Here is a 17,832-nt window from a genome sequence, read left to right on the forward strand (position 1 = left end):
TCAGCCTGTTGCAGGCCACGAACAAACGTCTTCATGTACTCGCCCTCCTTACCTCTCCGCGCCGACGGCAAACTGCGCCGCCACCCTTTTGAGGCGGACGGCGATCGGCATCGACATGTGCCTGACAGCCGCCGGATCACTTAGCGCGGTGCGTATCGCTTTCAACGGCGAACGCGCCTTGATGTGCTGGACCAGCGACAGGAACGATGCCGCCTTGCGCAGGCTGCGGGCGCGTTTGGCGAAGGCGGCCGCAGCAGCAGCGTCCATGGAATTGGTCTCGGCGAAGACCGCGTCGGCCTTGCGCATCGCCTCGATATGGTGAAGCTCGAGCACGCGCGAGATCGAGCCCGTGCGGATGTGGTAGATATAGCCGGTCGTCGGCTCGACGACGCATTTTCCGCTCTTGGCCAGCGCGTTGGCGAGCAGGATGTAATCCTCGCCTATGCTCAGACTTTCATCATAGCGAAGCCCGTTTTCGATCAGGAAACGGCGCTGGAAGATCGGCTTGAGATAGCCAAGGTTGAACGTGGATTCGAAAACGATGTTGCCAGCGATGTAGTCGGCGAGCGTGATTTCACGCAGGCCCTCCAGATATTTGGCGGGAAACATCGTCGCTTCGGCAATGCCGTCCTCGCGCACCACCTGGAGGTTGTCGACGGCGATTACAGCGCCCGCACTTTCGGCTCGCGCGATCATGGCGGCGAGCCGCCCGGGCAGGACGGCATCGTCGGAATCGAGCACCGCGACCCAGCGGCCTGTGGCGAGGTCGAGGCCGGCATTCCTGGCGCCGCCAGGGCCACGATTTGCCGGCAGCGCAACCACTTTGACGACATCTTTTGGATAGGCTCTTGCGACGTCGAGCGTGTTGTCGCGCGACTGGTCATCGGCGACGATGATTTCGACGCTGACATCGCGCTGGGCCATGGCGCTTGCGATCGCCCGGTCGAGCGTGGCCGCGGCATTGTGGGCTGCGATGACAAAGGAGACGTCAGGCTGCACGCTTGCCTCCTTGCTGCGGGGAAGACAGTCCGTATTGGCGAATTTCGCTGATACCGACCAGGCCGCTGACGACGCCGACATGCATGATGCCGCGCAGCACGCTGCGGTTGCGGCGGACCGGGCTAATCGCGGTCAACGCCGCCATGCCGAAGCAATAGGCGGCCTTGGCCGAGGCAAGGCCGACAGCCTTCGCACGCTGTATCACGCCTGCGTCATGGCCGATGAGGTGGCCGTGCGTCTGGCCGAAGCGGAAGCGGCGGCGGCGCAGCCAGTCGAAAGCGGCTCGCGAACGCGGCACGACTTCCTCGACCCACGCCTCCGGCGCAAAGGCGATGCGACCGCCTGCCTTGACCATGCGGTCGAAGAATTCGGTGTCCTCGCCGCCGCTCTGGCCGCGCGCCAGGCTGAAACGACGGTCGCGCAAGCTGTCGGCGCTCATCCTCAAAAGGACGTTGCAGGTGTAGCCGGTGCGGATTTCGCCCTGCACCCAGACCGGCAAGGTCGAATGGAAATCGCCCTTGCGCATCCAGTCCGGCGCATCCGAGCGGTAGAGCGCCCGCACCGGACCGAGCACGGCCTCGGCGCCGCTTGTCTCCGCGATAGCAATCAGTTCGGCCAGCCATTGCCGGGAAGCGGTTTCATCGTCGTCGATGAAGGCGACAAAATCGGCCGTGCTGGCATCAAGACAGGCGTTGCGGGCAACCGAGATGTTGCGCGCCGGGGCGTGCCGGTAGCGGGCCACGAGCTTCAATTCGCTCGCCAGCGCGGTCACCAGCGGCTCGGCGGTCGGCTCGTCGTCATTGTCGGCGACGATGACGCCGATGCCGAAACCGGCAGGCATATCCATGGCAGCGAGCGACCGCAGCGTGTCGGCCAGTTCCGGCCGCCGGAACGTGCAGACGCAGATGTCGATTCGGCGGCTGTCGGCGACCATCATGCCACCCCGCGCTGCGATCGCGAGCCGAGCAGTTGCAGCCAAAACCCGAGCGACCAGCCGAAATGCATGACCATCGCCGAAATGCCCGCCAGCACATTGTTGGGATTGCGCTGGCTGATGGCGGTCACAGCGCCGTAGCCCAGACAGACCGAAGTCCAGACCAGCAGCGGCACCGCCGCCAGCCAGTGGATAAAGGAAAATACCGCGAGAAGGACGACCGGCGCCACCAGCAGCGGGATCATCTGCCGAACTTTCGGGATCATACGGTGCTTGAGCACATTCTTGGCGCGGCCGCGGCCATAGCCGAGATATTGGAAATACAGGCCCTTCAGCGACGAACGCGGATAGTAGACCATCTGCGTCTTGCCGCTCATCCAGATGCGGTAGCCAGCCTGGCGCAGCCGGTAGTCGAGTTCGGCATCCTCATTGTGGCTGAAGCTCTCGTCATAGCCGCCGACCGCGGTGAAGGCCGAAATCCGGATCAGCGCGTGATGGCCGTGGTCGACCCATTCGCCGGCCGAGAGGTGCCGGTGCTTGGAGCCGCCGGTGCCGAGCTTGGAATTCTGCGCCGCCGCGACCGCTTTCTGCACCGCGCCGCTGCCGCTGGTCAGCATCGAGACGACGACCGAATCGGCTGAAGTGGCGAGCGCCTCCTCGACCAGCCGGTCGCAATAATCGGCGGGATAGCCGCCATGGGCATCGATGCGGATCAGGTATTCGGCGCCGTCACCGAGGCTGGCGACGGCGAGATTGATCGCCGCGCTCTGGATACGTTTTGGGTTGTGCAGGAGGACGACCTGAGGGTCCTTGGCCGCAACCGCTTCGACAATGGCCAAAGTACCATCGGTGCTGCCGCCATCGGCAACGACGATGCGGGCGCCGAGCCTTAGCGCTGCCGGCCTGAGCTGCTCGAGCAGCGCGCCGATATGGGCTGCCTCATTCAGGCACGGAATGACGATCAGGCTCGACGGAAGCGCTTCGGTTTGCGTCATCGGCGCCTTCCCATACTCTGTATTTTTCCCATCATCAGCCATCGCTAAGCCAGCGCTTCGGTCACGAAGGGACCGGGGACCGCCGCCAGACCGCGCAGCCTGTCGACAAAGGCGCGGCAGTCGCTGCGGTCGTAGCTCCAGGTTCGTGGGTTGCGGGCCAGCACACGCGCCTTGGCCTTGCCGAAGTGCTCCTGGTCCATGCGGCCGAGCGCGGTTTCCAGGATTTCGGGCGTGGCAGCAGAAAGCAGGATGCCAATGTCCTGCTGGTTGAGAAAGCGCCCGGTCTCGGTATTGCCCATCGAGATCGGCACGGCGCCGAAGCGGCAGCCCTCATAGAGGCGGTTGGGCAGCAGCCATTCCGAATTCTGCCCTTCCTCGAAGAAATCGATCGCCCAGGAAAAATGCACTTCGCCGTAGATCGCGGCCATGTCTTCCGGGTTGCGGTAGGGGCCACGAAAGGAGAGATAGGGTTCGGCCTCGACAAAAGCGTGGAAATCCGGGAATTCCGAGAGTGCCGGACGGCCCCGGAGGACGACCTCGAAGCGCCCGCCCTGACGGCGCGTGAAGTCGGCCAGCAGCTCCAGCGAGCGGCGGCAGCGCAGCGCGCCGAACCAGCCGATGCGCCACGGGGGTGCTGCAGGGTTTTCGGCCGTTGACCTGTCATCCAAGGCGATCGGCGCGGTTTCGAAGTATTTGTTTTCGACCAGTTCCACCGGTGCGGCGACCTGCCCGAACGGCTTGAAATAATTGGCGATGAAGGCCGGTGAGCTCGTCACCAGAAGCTTCACGTCGCGGGCGAGATAACGCTCCGCTTTGCGCAGTGCTTTGCCCAGCATGTCATTGCGCAGCACCAGGCGATGGATGTCGAGGCATTCGTAGACGATCGGCACGCCGCCGCGAAAGGCGGCCTTGGCGCGCCTGGCCAGCGCCAGCATTTCCAGATTGCGCGCGATGATGAGGTCGGGCTTCGGCATCGCCGCAAGCTTCGAGCCTATCGACAGCGCCGCCTTGGCGACCGCCGCCAGACGCTGGCCGAATCGGCCGTCACGCGTCGCGCCGAGGTCGACCGGCTGCAGCCCCTCGACGTCGGGAACAGCATTTGTGGTCCGACGGAAGCCGGCCAACGTGACCCGCGCGCCGCCTGCCTTGAGCATTATGATCCGCCGGCGCACCGCCGGGTCGGAAACATCGTGCACAAGGTACAAGACATGCAGCATGAAAACTCGACCGCTGTTGGCCCACCCAGGGGAATGCTAACCCAGCTTTTGCTGCATCGCAACATTTTTGGTGCGCCGTAGCATAAGTGCACGTTTTTTGTTGCACTGCAAAATTGATGCGTTACCCTCCGTCGGGCTTGAGCGCCGCTCTGGCTGGTCACCCAGCCCGATGCAGCGATGGATTGTGACGCGAGCCGCATCGGGATCGTCCTGGCGTGGGTATTTTCGGTCACCATGCCCGTCCTAGGCACCGCAGGCCACGCCGCGGAATCTGCTGACGAAATGAGGTATCCCATGAAGATCGTCGTTGAAAACACAGTCTGCCTGAATACCGGGGATGCGGCGATTCTGCTGGCGATCCGCCACATTCTCAAGACGATCGTGCAAGGCGACGTGCGGTTTGCCGTCTTCGACAGCCAGCCCGAGGTTGCGGAACGACTCTATCCGAAGACGGATTATCCCGACCTCGAATTTCATAAGCTGCTGTCGGAATCCCTGTTCCGATACAAGAATGGCAGCGGGCTGAGGGACCGGTTCAAGCCGATCTACAATCGGCTCGTTCTCCAGGCCCTGCGCTGGTTTGGCAGCAGCGCGCTAGGCAATTTTTTCAGCCATCGCGACCGGCGCGGTCTCGATATCTACGCCGACGCGGACATGGTGGTCACCACAGGGGGAACCTATCTCGTCGAGAACTACAATCTCGAACGACGCCTCAATCAGTTCAGGCTCGATGCCGTATTTGGCAAAGATCCGGTCTTCTTCACGCAATCCCTCGGTCCGTTCGACAAAAGTTACAACCGCCAGGAGCTCGGCCCGATCTTTGACCGCAGTCCGCTCATCCTGTTGCGCGACGAACGGTCGCGGACCCATATCCGGGACTTGGTGAAGGATCTCGGCAAGTGCCACGTGGTGGCCGATGCCGTATTCGCCTTGGCCGATACCGACAGGATCCGCAAGCGTCTCGCTTCCAGCCAGCCGCCGGCGTCGACGGGCCGCGTCGCTATTTCGGTCCGCCACTGGAACTACGTCAGCGACGGTGAGGGCGGCATGCGCCGCTATCTGGATTCGGTCCGCGAGATCGCCACAATTCTTGTCAGGGACCTTGGCAAGGAGGTGACCTTCGTCTCCACGTGTCAGGGCGTGCCGGAATATGCCCATGACGATTCCAAGACCGCACAGGCCATCGTTGCCGAGCTCGATCCTGAGATCGCCAGCCACGTGACAGTGGACGCTTCGTTCCACACGCCGGACCAGTTGATGGCGCTGGTGAAGGGCTTCGACTTCGTCGTCGCGACGCGCATGCATATGATGATCATGTCGCTTTGCGTCGGCACGCCGGTGCTGCCGATCGCCTACGAGTTCAAAACCAAGGAAGTGGCCAAGCGAATCGGTGTCGACGATGTGCTGCTCGACATCGACACCGTGACGCCCGAAGAGGCGCGCGAAAAGCTCGGCCGGTTTGCGGGAAATCTCGACCGCTATCGCAAGACAAGCCTTCAGGCCGTGCTCGAAGAACATGCTTCGGCAATGTCGGCCACAAACCTGCTGGCGCCGCTGATCGCCGGCCGCTCAGCGGATATTGCGCGCGGCGTTGGACAGGGTGGTGAACAAAGCGCGTCGCGACTGCGGGACGGCAAGCATGAAAACGAGACCGATGCCGTAGTTGAGGGCAAGCGCCAAAAAGACCGCGAGCAGGTCTGACTGGCCCGTTAGAGACGCCGGCAACCACAGGTACAGGAACCAGGCAAGCAGGGACGAGGCGATGAAAAGCCCCTGCATGAGCAGGAAGTCGGCGGCGGTCACCGGACCGACGCGATGGACCAGTAGCGCCAGCACGGGAACGCGCAGCACGTAACCGCTGATGGCATAGGCCGCGGCAACGCCGACGGCGCCCCAGTGCAGGCCGACGACGAAGGCAGCGACGGTCGTCAGCGACGAATAGATGCCCCAATGGAACATGGTCTTCGTCTTGCCCTGACAGATGAATATCCATCCCGTCGTGCTTGAAACGGACTGGACCAGGCTGGCGATGCCCAGCCAGGCAAAGATCGGTGCGACCGGTGCCCAGCCCGCGCCGAAGAGAAGTCCGACGATCTGATTGGAGGTCAGCGTCAGCGCCGCGATGCCAGGCATGGTAACGGCCGCCAGCATCCAGTTGGTGCGCACATAGATATCGCGAAAGCGGGCCTTATCATCGTGGATGCGGCTGAGCAGCGGCACCATGACCCGTGTCAGCGGCTGGTTGATGTTCTGCAGCGGGAACAACAGGAGCTTGTAGGCGCGGTCGTAATAGCCGAGTTCGATCGCACCGGAATATTTTCCGATGAGAATGTTGTCGAGATTGCGCGAGAAGAAGTTGGCGAGGTTGAAGCCGGTCAGGTTGGCGCCGAACGACAATATATCGGCATCAACCTTCAGGTCCGGCCGCAAAGGCGTCCAACGCGCCACCAGCCAGGCGGCAGCCAGGGCGATAGCTGCCGAAACCGCCGGGCCGATGACCAGCGACCAGTAGCCCAACCCCGCATAGGCCGCGATCGCGGCGGCCAGAAGTCCGGCGGCGGCGCTTATCACGTCGTTCAGTGCGAGCTGGCCGAACTGCAGGTGCCGGTTCATCAACGCCAGCGGCACTGCGGCCAGACTGCCGAGAAGCAGCGGCAGGGCGGAGCCAAGGGTGATGCCGGACATACGTTTATCGCCATAGAATGCGGCGATGGCAGGCGCCAGGCCGGCCACTACCACGGCACTGCCCAGCCCGACGAGCGCGCTGATCCAGAACACCTGGTTGAGCTGCTGGTTGCTGATGTCCTTGCGCTGAACCACAGCCTGCTGCAGGCCCAGATTCTGAAGCAGCCCGACGAAGGCGACGATCGGCCCGACGGAAGCCACCAGACCGAAATCCTCTGGGACGAGCAGACGGGCCAGCACGATGACGGAGAGAAACTGGATCGCCATCTTGAAGCCCTGGGCGCCGATGGTTACCAGCCCGCCACGCAGGGCGACACGACCGAACTGGGGGGGCGGATTGGCGTTCATGCAAGCGACCTCGTTTCGCCAAGCCGCATGGCGATTTCCACGAAATGTTGGTTCTGCAGATCGGAGTTGAACTCCGCCTCGATCTTCTTGCGCGCCGCGAGAGCGATCCCTTCACACGGCTTCGGATTCTCGGCGATCCAGGCAAGCTTGCCGGTCAGCGCCGCAACGTCCCGCTCAGCCACGAGAAAACCCGTCTTGTGATCATCGATCAGTTCAGGGATCCCGGAATGATATGTGCTGACCACCGTCAGGCCGGCGGCCATCGCTTCCATCAGCGAAACCGGAATGCCTTCCAGATCGCCATCGCGGGCGCCGACGCTGGGCAGCAGGAACACATGCGCATCGCGCAGACGCTGTTTGACTTCGCTGTGCGGCCGGGGGCCAAGAAAATTCACCCTGTCGGCAATGCCGAGCTCTGCGGCGATCCCCTTCAGCTCCTCGAGAAGTTCTCCGCCGCCGATCACCGAGTAGATCCAGTCTCGCCGCGGCAGGCCAGCAAGCGCGCGAAGCGCATATTCGATGCCCTTCTTTTCAGTCAGGCGGCAGACCGAGATGAAAGAGAGCGTAGCCTGCTCCCATGAACGCCACCGATAGTCGATGTCACTCGGCCGCACCCCCATATGGTGAACCACAACCTGCTCCGGCGATGCACCGACCTCAATCAAGGCATCGCGGAAAAACGCATTCACCGGCAGTTGAAGAACGCCCTTTTCGAACACAATTTTGTAGCGCGCGAGCGTATTGTCATGCAGCGGTTCGCCGACATCACGGCCGTGAAATATCGTCACCAGGGGAGCGGAAATCCTCCCGCGCTTGATGGCGCGGGCCACGCGCATGCCGTTGTTGCCGAAATGGGCAACGATGACGTCGGCGCCCTGCAGTTTTCGCGCATGAGCAATGTCGATGGCGGTCGAGAGCTTGTCCCAGAACCTGCCGGACCATTTCCTGAGCAGCGGGCGATAGCGACCCAGGCCACCCCACCAGCATACGACCTTTCCTGGCAGCGCCTGCCAGCGCGGATCATCGATGTTGCTGTCCCTGCCGAAGGACGTCTCGTTGCAGACGACGCCGACTTCCATGCCGCGCTCAAGGCATCCGGCTATCTGGTCGAGAACAAAGGTTTCGGACAATGAAGGGAACTTGTCGACTACGAAGCAAATCTTCATCGGCAGGATGCGCTCGTGCGGAGAGCCGGTGTGCCCTTGACAAAAGCCGGGCCGAAAACAGGGTGCCGGAGGCACAAGACATGCAGCATGGAACTCTACCGCTGTTGGCCCACCCGCAGGGACGTTAGTACAGGTCTTGCTGCACTGCAACATTTTTGGTGCAGTGTAGCAAGATTTCCCTCGGCTTGGCGTGTCTGCCGATCAAACGCAGAGGAGCGGTGTCAGCCGGCAGATGAAGGATCCGCCAAGCCCTCGGAAACGCCGACATGACCGGCAGGTTCATGCGCAGGGCTCGATGTGGCCAGTTGGGTAACGATCTGCGCAAAACGTTCATTCAGAACATCTGCGTTGAAGTCGTCCTCGACTTTGCGGCGTGCGGCAAGCGCGATACGCTCGCATTCGGTCGGGTGCTCCCCGGCCCAGGCAAGCTTGCCGGCAAGCGCTGAAATATCTCGCTCGGGCGCAAGCAACCCCGTCTCCCCATCCTTGATGAGCTCCGGGATTCCCGAATGATACGTGCTGACCGCAATCAATCCGGCGGCCATGGCCTCCATGAGCGCGACCGGAATGCCTTCCATATCCCCGTCGCTGGCAGTGATACTTGGCAGCAAAAAGAGATGCGCCATGCGAAGCCGTCTTTTCACCTCTGCGTGAGGGAGGCTGCCGAGGAATGTTACGCGACCAGCCAAGCCCAGCTCTACGGCCAGCTTCTCCAGATTCATCCGCAGAGGACCGTCGCCAACAATGTCGTAACGCCAGTCTAGCTGCGGCTGGGAGGCCTTGAGAGAGGCCAGGGCTCGCAAGGCGAACTCGACGCCTTTCTTTTCGACCAGGCGGCAAACCGTCGTCACGACCAGTTGGGTGCCTTCCCACGATTCCCAGCGATAGCCGATTTCGCGGGTGTCAATTCCCATATGGTGGACCGTCGTGCTCGCCTGGGACAGGCCGGCTTCCAGCAGCATCGTGCGGAAGTAATCGTTGACGGGCAGGTTCAGGGTCCCATGCTTGGTCAGCCCGGCATATTGTGTCGCGAGCACTGCCTGCCGCGCCGGGATCGCCACGTCAGCGCCGTGAAAGATGGTTATGATCGGTGGTTCGAGCACCTTCCATTTCTTCAGTGCGGCTGCTCTCTCGCCGTTCTGTCCGAAGTGGGCGACAATCACGTCGCAGCGGTTCAGGCGGCGTGCAAAGGCGATGTCGAGAACGGTCGAGGCCTTGTATCGCAGACGCGGCGGCAGACGCTGTACAAATTTGCTGATTACAGCGGCCCATCGCCACCAATGTCGGGTTCTGGCGAGCAGCGTCGCCATCGGCTCGCTTTGCCGGTCAATTCGGTGGTCACCTTGCATCTTTTCGCAGACCACTTCGACCTGAAAGCCCCGCGCCAGCAGCCCAGCCATCTGGTCCACGACGAAGGTTTCCGAAAGCAGAGGGAATTCGCCGACGACAAAGCCCACGCGCATGACCCGCCCATAAGGTTGGGGCTTGCTCGGACCAAGCGGTCCATATCGCACAAGCCCTAATGTAGACAGGCAGAATACACGTTGATTCCTGCAGTGCCACAAAATATTGCACTGCAGCAATTAAAAGTGATCCGGACGGGCGCACGACGCCTGGACCTGGCTAACGGGATCTTAGCGCGACCACGGTCGTGCAGCGTCTCAGCTGAAATGCAACACGACGCGTTTAGGCTGCGCGCTCCAAACCGACACGTCTTGCGCGGTCGAGAACGCCCATGAACGTTGCGAACTGGCTGTCGGGGTTCATCTGCCGCCGCTCCGAAAACTGACGTGCTGTCGCTGACAGCCGCTTGTACTCGGCCTCATCGCTCCACAGCCGCCTGATCGTTGCGACCCAGTCGGCGAGCGGGGCGTCGTAGTCCAGTACCACGCCGCCGGCGCCGATCGCTTCCGGCAGACCGCCGCGCCGCGAGCCGACCACGGGAATGCCACTACAATGCGCTTCCGAGGCCACCCGGCCCCAGGCTTCTTCCCATTTGCTGGGCGCAAGCAGGATTTTCGTGCGGCCGTAGACCGTCTTCATGTCGCTGGTGCGGCTTTCCAGCTTGACGTTCTGGAGGGGAGAGATTGTTGCTTCGATCCGGGCTCGATGATCGTCGTCGAGCTTCCAGCTTTCGACGAACAGGAACGGGATCTCGGGACAGGCGGCGGCAATGCGCACCGCAAGATCGAAGCCTTTTTCCTCATATGGATTGATGAGCGTGACAAATTCACCGGTCGTCGGTGTGCTGTAGAACGCGGGATTGATGGTCGGCGGAATAACCGTCGAATCGATATCGAATTTTGCCTTATAGGCGCGCGCGGTGAACTCGGAGTTGGCGATATAGACCGCCGAATGGAGCTCACGCAGATCGCCGGCCAATTCGTCGAATTCGACATTCCTCAGATAGACGGTCAGCGGCACGCCAAGCCTCTGCAGCTCTCTGCCGATCGGCACCGAATTGTGGCACTGCACGACCGCGACATCCGGCCTCAACTTTTTGACGGCGAAGTCGGCCGCTTCCCAGGGGAACCACGCCCGTACAACCGGATAGCCCGGGAAATTGTCGATGACCGCGCGCTGACGAAGGAGCTTCATCTTGGCGCGCGCCCTGAAGCCGAACATGCCGTCGCCGAACAGCGCTGCCAGAACGGATGCCTCGTGACCGTTTTCGCGCAATTGCTCGACCAGGTGGTGGGTGCTCGACTGGACGCCCCCGCTGAATTGCGGCGTGTAGCCGGTGCCGCCTGCAAACAGAACTTTCATGAACCTGGCTCCGCGTTGTGCCGCCCTGCCTTCACGCCGCCATCCTGCCGATCGAGAAATACTCGATGCCGTGACGGGCGATGACCTTGGGATCATAGAGGTTACGGCCATCGAAGATGACCGGCGTGGTCAGGGCATCCTTCACCGCGTCGAAGGACGGGGCGCGGAAACTCTTCCATTCGGTGGCGATCAGCAACGCGTCGGCGCCGCGCAGTGCCGCCTCCTTGGTGCCGCACAACAAAAGGTCGTCGCGCAGGCCGTAGATGGCCTGGCATTCCTGCATCGCCTCGGGGTCGTAGGCCTGCACATTGGCGCCGGCCTGCCACAGCGCCTCCATCAGGACGCGCGCCGGCGCCTCGCGCATGTCGTCGGTGTTGGGCTTGAAGGCGAGGCCCCAGAGCGCGAAGGTCTTGCCCTTGAGACTGCCCTTGAAATAACGGTGCACCTTGTCGAACAGCACCGACTTCTGGGCATTGTTGCGCTCCTCCACGGCGCGCAGCAGCTTGGCGTCGAACTTGACACCTTCGGCGGTCTTGATCAGCGCGCGGACATCCTTGGGAAAGCACGAACCGCCATAGCCGAGGCCGGGATAGATGAAGTGGTAGCCGATGCGCGGATCCGAGCCGATGCCCTTGCGTACCTCCTCGATGTCGGCGCCGAGCTGCTCGGCCAAATTGGCCATTTCGTTCATGAAGGAGATCTTGGTCGCCAGCATGCAGTTGGCGGCGTACTTCGTGAATTCGGCGCTGCGCACGTCCATCACGATCATCTTCTCGTGGTTGCGGTTGAACGGCGCGTAGAGCTCCCGCATCACCGCCTCGGTGCCCTCGCTGTTGGTGCCGACAATGATGCGGTCAGGCTTCATGCAGTCGGCGACGGCGGAACCCTCCTTGAGGAACTCAGGATTGGAAGCGACGTCGAAAGCCAGGTCCTGGCGCCCGCGCGCCTTCAGCGTCGCGGCGATTTTGGCCTTCACCTTTTCGCAGGTGCCGACCGGCACGGTCGACTTGCCGACGACGATCTTGGGACCGTCCATCTCGCGGCCGATGGTCTCGGCCACCGCCAGCACATATTTGAGGTCGGCCGAACCATCTTCGCCGGGTGGCGTGCCGACCGCAATCATCTGGATCTCGCCATGCTTGACGCCGGCGGCGGCATCGGTGGTGAACTTGATGCGGCCGGCGGCGTGGTTCTCCTTGACCAGGGCCTCCAGTCCCGGTTCGAAAATCGGCACCAGGCCCTGGTTGAGCCGCTCGACCTTCTTTTCATCGACATCGACGCACACCACCTGGTGCCCGACCTCCGCCAGCACCGCGGCCTGCACGAGACCGACATAGCCAATTCCAAAGACCGTCAAATTCATTCGGGTTAATTCCTGTTCACGCCCTTTGGCCTTATATAGCCGGGCCGGTTCAGATCTACTTTATGCTGCTTACACTGCATGCCAGCGATTCCGGAAACTGGCACGGCTGGCCGAGCGCGGTGAAGGCGACGCGCTGCACCTGCATCGTCACCTGGCGGCCGGGGTCGGAAAAGGCGCCCATCCAGTTTTTCAGCGTGTCGCTGCCCCAGAGGCTGAAGAATATCTTCTGCGAGTGGGTCGGCAATTGCTCGGGATTGGTCACTTCCTGGACCAGCTTGCCGTTGACGTACCAGCGCAGCCGGTCCTTTTCCCAGATAAAGGCATAGTCGTTGAAGCCCTTGTCGGCGCCGCCTTCGACCTCGGCCAGCTTCTCGTTCTTGGGCTTGCCGGCGATGTAGCTGTTGACCTGCACCTTGGATGTATCCTTGGTCAGCACCTCGAAGTCGATCTCATACCAGGGCTGTTTGTCGGCAGGGCCGATATAGGTGAAGAAAGCGGCGTTGAGACCGGATCCGGTGTCGGTCTTCATCCGTGCTTCATAGGTCCCATAGCCGAAGCGCTGCTTGGTCTGGATCTCGGCGCAGGCGAACTCGCGGTCCTTCAGTTTGCGCTTTTCGAAGCCGAGCGTCAGCATGTTGTCGGAAAATTTTACCAGGCTTTTCGACCAGGTGCAGTTCTGGTGATTGCCGTTCGACCAACCGTCGGAGACATACCAGCGCGAACGATCGAAACTCTTGAAATCGTCGACGAAGGACGGTGCGCTTTGCATCTCCGGGGAGGCGTCCTGGGCGCGGGAGGGGTGGGCGGCGCCGAGCAGAGCTGCGGCTGCCGCCAACAGAAGCGCACCAACGGATAGAAGACGCGTTGGGTTTACAAGACGCATTGGCCGATTTGGCCGCGTCGAAATCATGGCATCGATTGCCGCCATGGGCGTCGTCTTCGGATCTGCGTTCATATCAATTCACCTTTGTGCTGTTCCGCCCCAACCCAAAGTCACCGATTGGCCCACATTGCTAACGGGCCGATCCCGATCCTCCGTCCCCGAACTTTCTCTTCTGTGTCTCGTGTGACCGTGTTCAGCCGAAGCGACCTGCGGGTTTGACATATTCCCCGTGCGAATCAGAACTCTGGCCATCCTCGCCGACGATCGCGTCGAGTGAATGACGCAGTTCCTTCATCCGGCTCGTCTGGCGCACCAGCTCGGCGATGCGCTGTTCGCAGTTCAGGATGGACTTCGTCAGCTCGCCGACTTCCGACAGCTTGCGTGCCGACGCCGAGCCGTTCTCCATCGACTCGACCAGGAAGGCCGCGTTGGTGGACTTCGACCGGTAGCGGGCCTCCAACCCGGTCTTCTCGGCCGCAATCTCGGCCGTGATCTGATCCAACAGCTTTGCCAGACGGTCGAAACGCGCCAGATCGGTCTGCTTGTCGCGCGCTGGGTCCCTGGACCTGAAGCCGAAAATTGAAGCCATCCGGTTGGCCTTCCAAAATTGCTGCACCGCAACATACAGTGCCATCGTCGGGGCGTGTAGGCAACCTCCGAGTTTCAGAAAGGCAATTTTTTCAGCCTTGCGGCCGCCGTCCCGGACTTGGCGGAGCCTACTTTTGCGCCGCCGTGTTGGTAGCGGCCATGAGGAAGCGCAAAGGCGGCACCGGCTGCTGCCGCGGGGACAGACCGGCGTGGCGAAACAACGCATCGAGCTTGTCGGCGGCCACGCCGACAACGATGGGAATGAAGTTCGACTGGCTGGCCAGCGCATAGGCGGCGGCAGACGCCATGCCGCGCTCGGCCTTCACATCGAGGAAATTGCGCAGCCGGTATTTGTCACGCACATGCCGCTCGTGCTTGCGCAGCAGGGCCTTGGAGCCTTCCGGCAGGCTGTCGATCTCGAGCAGTGCCAGATCCGCATCGGCGAGGCGCTTCAGATCCTGTGTCTTGTGGCGCCCGCTCAACGAATCGGCGCGCACGATCGCGCCATAGCCGCAGGAACGGATGACCTTGAAGCGTGCGCCAAGGGCAAAGGCGCGAGCGTAGAGTTCGTAATCTTCGCCGAGACGCAGGTTCTCGTCGTAACGCAGCCCATGCCTGTCGAGGAAAGCTCTTGATATCACCGGCTTGAGAAAGCCGAGTTCGCCGCGCTGGACACGCCGTCTGGAGATGTTGCCCTCGATGAATCGCTCGAAGTCGAGGAATTCCGGGTCCGCCGAAAAGGACGGGGCGACGATCTTCGAGACATCGGTCGCCGTATCGTCACGGATCAGCATGATGTTGTCGGCGGCGAAATCCCAGTCGGCGCTGGCAAACAGCTGGCGAAACCGTCCCTGAAGGAAGAAATCGTCGGCGTCGAGAATGCTGATGAAAGGTGATTTCGACCCGGCAATGGCGGTATTGCGGGCGAAGGACGGGCCGCGATTGGCGTCGAGCCGGATGACCGAAAGCCGGCCGCTGCCATCGTCGGCAGCGCTGGCCACCTTTGCGGTGTCATCGGTGGAGGCGTCGTCGACGACGACGACTTCCGCCACCTCCGGCTCGCGCAGCGCCGAGGCGATGGCTGCGGGAATGGTCCGGGCCCCGTTGCGCGCCGCGATGATCACGCAGACCCGGGATTCTGTCATGGACATAGGGTGGCCTTTCGATTGCATAAAGTGTCGCGAGGCCCCTCGCCCTCCCGGCGCGCGGCGCCGGACCCCGATCCATCCCCCGATCCATCCCCAGCGGATCGGGACGGAACGTTATCTGCCTGCTGCATGACGACCCTCATCGTCACCGGCTTTCCCGCTCGAAAATCCGCCGGCTGAGGTCGGCTGACGCGGCCCAGCCGGCCTCGGTCAGATAGCGGACAGGTTCGCGGCCGCACAATTCCCACAAAACGGTGCGCCGTTGCGGCCATCTGAGCGACGACAGCCACGGCGCGATGACCATGTGGAACAGGTCTTCATTGCCGATGCGTGACAGGATCCTGGTGGCCCGATCCGACAGCAGCGTGCCGGCGCCACCAAGCAGCACATCGGCGGCGCGCAGGCCCAGCAGCAGGGTGTCGGCCAGCCCCTGCTCGGCCGCGTAGTCGAGCACAGTCTGCTGCTCGGCCTCGCTCAGCCGACTGGCAGCGGCCCGGATATCGCAGACATAGCCCGCGCATGGCTCGCGGTTGAACAGCGCCTTTGCGACACTGATGCAGGACAGAAGCAAAGTGTCGGAGGCCGAGATGAACGGCACGCTGGAGCCGGCGATCGCAAGCGCGCGCTTGCGGCGCAGGAACCCTTCCGTATCGCGCGGGCTGGGCGATCCCGGCTGCTGGAGCCGGTAATGGAGATCGACGGTGGACAATTTCCGACCCTGGCTGCGAACCATGTGCTGCTCGCCCAGAAAGCGCACCCACCAGACGGAGCGGGACTTGCCGGCGACCTCGTAGCCGATCGAGCGCAGCGCATCGCGAGCTCTAAAGAAGCCGGCCGGCGACACCAATATGTCGACATCTCCGGACGGCTTCATGAAATGGTCGCCATAGAGCAGTTGCTGCTGGAGGGGCCCCTTCAGGAACACGAAATCGATGCCGCTGCCGCGCAGCGCCTTGTCGATGGCCATCGAATCCATGATGCCGGACGAGTTCATCGCAATCGTGCGCCGGCGATAAGTGTCGAGCCACCCGAGCAATCCCGGCGGCGTCTCGCCCGCCGGTGGGCGCGACAGCGCCTTCAGCATGAAGGTGGCGACCTTGTTCAGCCTGGCGATATCGCAAACATCGGCAACGGAGATGGCCGGTGCAGGCGCGGCGCTGGGGCTCGCCCTGGAGGCGAAGAACAGCCGCAGGCAAGCCTGCACATAGGCCACTTCGTCGGCGCAGCCAGCGGCGCGCAACCTTTCGAAGGTCCCTTCCTGCAATGCCATATGCTGCAGCAACTCCGCAAAAAATTCGCCAGGCGCGTTATATTGCAACTGCGAAGCAAAGCATCGCCAAATTCATGCGCCGCGTCCAGTTTTTCCTTTGGAGACAATTTTCCTGCAACCTGGACGTCTGGCGACACAGTCGTACAACGTGATGCAAGGCGTCGCCTGATCGGGGCTTGTGGCGGGTACGTCAGCAACAATTTTGTGGGAATGCGCCAGCGCCCAAGTGAGGAGCATTCGAAGGAAAATTTAGCGTAATTAAATCAGATACTTAGTTGATGGCCTCGGACACTCTGCTGAATTCTCCTGGGATGTGAAAATGCAAAGCGCTTTGATCACCATTGAAGGCTACCGCAACCGAGAATTGATTAACGGCTGGTAAATCAGGCTTGACTCATAAATGCTGCCATGCAGCTATTGCAGTGCAGCAATAGCTCGCTGCCGGCAATCGACAGGCCGCTTCCAGTCCACAAGTGGAGAGTAAATTGGAACAGAATGTTGAAAAGCATGAGTACGAAACCCCTAGCCTGACGGTCCACGGCTCGATCGAGACCATCACGCAAGGCGGTAGCGGTACTACGGCACTCGACGCCTCGTTTCCGGCACATACGCCGGTCGGCGAACTCACCTTCTCCTGAGTCTTCTCTCGTTGGGGTGACAAAGTCCGGACTCTGCAAACAGAGCGCACTAAGGAGAGTCGGGGGTCAAACCCCGGCTCTCGCGTCTTTGTCCGGAATTGCCGAAGCGTTGGTTGTGAGCGAGGTTTAGGATGGACTGGAACCCCACGGACCATGATCGGATGAGCGCGAGCAAGGATGCCGTGGCCTGCGAATTCGGCAACGGCCTGGCCCTGCTCGATATGAGGTCCAACATCTATTACAGCCTGAACAGCGTCGGCGCCTATATCTGGGAGCTGATCCAGGAGCCGCGGCCGATTTCCGAAATCCGCAGCGCCGTGCTGGATCGCTACAATGTCGATCCGGAACGCTGCAAGGCCGATGTCGATGGATTGTTGAAGGGCTTGGCGGACGCCGGGCTTGCGAGGCTCCATGATGAGGAACTTGTCTAGAGCTTTCTCACTGAGCGGGCCGGAGATGCTCTTTCTCGCCCACTGCCTTGCGGTGGTCGTGGCGGTGCGGCTGGGGCTGACGCTGCTTTCCTACAACAAAGTGCGCCGCATGGTGACCCGGCTCGACGCGCGCGAACCAGCCGACATCGGCGATCTCAGGCGTGTCGCCTGGGGCGTGGCTGCGGCTGCCCGCCTGGTGCCTGGCGCAAGCTGTCTGACCCAAGCGCTTTCCGGCCAATATTTGCTTGCCCGCCAGGGCAACGCCTCAAAAATCCGCATCGGCATCGAGCGCGACACCGGCACCGAGTTGAAGGCGCATGCCTGGCTGGTCAGCGGCGACCATATCGTGCTCGGCGGCTCGCTTGGCAGGTTTAACCATCTCGTCGACCACGGCCAGTGAG

Annotated in this window: 16 protein-coding genes and 1 pseudogene; 4 read left to right on the forward strand and 13 right to left on the reverse strand. The window is 62.0% G+C overall.

What is annotated here, in order from left to right:
* Positions 1-48: 48 nt before the first annotated feature.
* From X726_RS160105 to X726_RS160090, 4 genes are read right to left on the reverse strand one after another with little or no spacing between them, the layout of a single operon-like run.
* Positions 49-999, reverse strand: coding sequence for a glycosyltransferase family 2 protein (locus X726_RS160105; protein ID WP_023668796.1), 951 nt, complete (start codon positions 997-999; stop codon positions 49-51).
* Complete coding sequence (locus X726_RS160100; protein ID WP_023668797.1) at positions 989-1,936, reverse strand: glycosyltransferase family 2 protein; 948 nt, start codon at positions 1,934-1,936, stop codon at positions 989-991. Before X726_RS160100 ends, X726_RS160105 begins: the two co-directional genes overlap by 11 nt.
* The gene (locus X726_RS160095) at positions 1,933-2,928 is read right to left on the reverse strand and encodes a glycosyltransferase family 2 protein (protein WP_023668798.1); all 996 of its coding nucleotides are present in this window, start codon (positions 2,926-2,928) and stop codon (positions 1,933-1,935) included. Before X726_RS160095 ends, X726_RS160100 begins: the two co-directional genes overlap by 4 nt.
* A gap of 44 nt (positions 2,929-2,972) precedes the next feature.
* On the reverse strand, positions 2,973-4,145 hold the full coding sequence (locus X726_RS160090) for a glycosyltransferase (protein ID WP_023668799.1): 1,173 nt from the start codon (positions 4,143-4,145) through the stop codon (positions 2,973-2,975).
* Positions 4,146-4,439: 294 nt separating this feature from the next.
* On the opposite strand from X726_RS160090, the pseudogene X726_RS1000000168605 reads away from it, so the two are divergent.
* Positions 4,440-5,489, forward strand: a pseudogene (locus X726_RS1000000168605) (polysaccharide pyruvyl transferase family protein); the annotation flags it as partial.
* Between the two features lie 225 nt (positions 5,490-5,714).
* Here the strand turns inward: X726_RS1000000168605 and X726_RS160085 are convergent.
* The 9 genes from X726_RS160085 to X726_RS160045 form a co-directional block, all read right to left on the reverse strand.
* On the reverse strand, positions 5,715-7,178 hold the full coding sequence (locus tag X726_RS160085) for a lipopolysaccharide biosynthesis protein (protein ID WP_023668801.1): 1,464 nt from the start codon (positions 7,176-7,178) through the stop codon (positions 5,715-5,717).
* On the reverse strand, positions 7,175-8,344 hold the full coding sequence (locus X726_RS160080; protein ID WP_023668802.1) for a glycosyltransferase: 1,170 nt from the start codon (positions 8,342-8,344) through the stop codon (positions 7,175-7,177). The genes X726_RS160085 and X726_RS160080 overlap by 4 nt, the downstream gene beginning before the upstream one ends.
* A 221-nt stretch (positions 8,345-8,565) precedes the next feature.
* Positions 8,566-9,807 (reverse strand): glycosyltransferase, encoded by a 1,242-nt coding sequence (locus tag X726_RS160075; protein WP_023668803.1) that lies wholly within the window; start codon positions 9,805-9,807, stop codon positions 8,566-8,568.
* Positions 9,808-10,030: 223 nt separating this feature from the next.
* Positions 10,031-11,110, reverse strand: coding sequence for a glycosyltransferase (locus X726_RS160070; RefSeq protein ID WP_023668804.1), 1,080 nt, complete (start codon positions 11,108-11,110; stop codon positions 10,031-10,033).
* A 31-nt stretch (positions 11,111-11,141) separates the two neighbouring features.
* Complete coding sequence (locus tag X726_RS160065; protein ID WP_023668805.1) at positions 11,142-12,473, reverse strand: UDP-glucose/GDP-mannose dehydrogenase family protein; 1,332 nt, start codon at positions 12,471-12,473, stop codon at positions 11,142-11,144.
* Between the two features lie 55 nt (positions 12,474-12,528).
* On the reverse strand, positions 12,529-13,428 hold the full coding sequence (locus X726_RS160060; protein ID WP_023668806.1) for a glycoside hydrolase family 16 protein: 900 nt from the start codon (positions 13,426-13,428) through the stop codon (positions 12,529-12,531).
* Between the two features lie 121 nt (positions 13,429-13,549).
* A complete protein-coding gene (locus X726_RS160055; RefSeq protein WP_023668807.1) occupies positions 13,550-13,945 on the reverse strand; it encodes a hypothetical protein in 396 nt (131 codons plus the stop codon).
* Positions 13,946-14,072: 127 nt separating this feature from the next.
* On the reverse strand, positions 14,073-15,095 hold the full coding sequence (locus X726_RS160050) for a glycosyltransferase family 2 protein (protein WP_023668808.1): 1,023 nt from the start codon (positions 15,093-15,095) through the stop codon (positions 14,073-14,075).
* Positions 15,096-15,237: 142 nt separating this feature from the next.
* Positions 15,238-16,362: a nucleotidyltransferase family protein gene (locus tag X726_RS160045; protein WP_023668809.1), complete on the reverse strand. Its 1,125-nt coding sequence runs from the start codon at positions 16,360-16,362 to the stop codon at positions 15,238-15,240.
* A 485-nt stretch (positions 16,363-16,847) separates the two neighbouring features.
* On the opposite strand from X726_RS160045, the gene X726_RS1000000168610 reads away from it, so the two are divergent.
* The 3 genes from X726_RS1000000168610 to X726_RS160035 all read left to right on the forward strand — a co-directional run bounded on the left by X726_RS1000000168610 (position 16,848) and on the right by X726_RS160035 (position 17,831).
* On the forward strand, positions 16,848-17,000 hold the full coding sequence (locus tag X726_RS1000000168610) for a lasso RiPP family leader peptide-containing protein (protein WP_023684233.1): 153 nt from the start codon (positions 16,848-16,850) through the stop codon (positions 16,998-17,000).
* A gap of 161 nt (positions 17,001-17,161) precedes the next feature.
* Positions 17,162-17,431, forward strand: coding sequence for a PqqD family protein (locus X726_RS160040; RefSeq protein ID WP_245259933.1), 270 nt, complete (start codon positions 17,162-17,164; stop codon positions 17,429-17,431).
* A 25-nt stretch (positions 17,432-17,456) separates the two neighbouring features.
* Positions 17,457-17,831, forward strand: a complete 375-nt coding sequence (locus X726_RS160035) for a lasso peptide biosynthesis B2 protein (protein WP_245261015.1) — start codon at positions 17,457-17,459, stop codon at positions 17,829-17,831.
* Position 17,832 lies beyond the last annotated feature (1 nt).

Source organism: Mesorhizobium sp. LSJC285A00 (assembly GCF_000503155.1).
GTDB lineage: Bacteria > Pseudomonadota > Alphaproteobacteria > Rhizobiales > Rhizobiaceae > Mesorhizobium.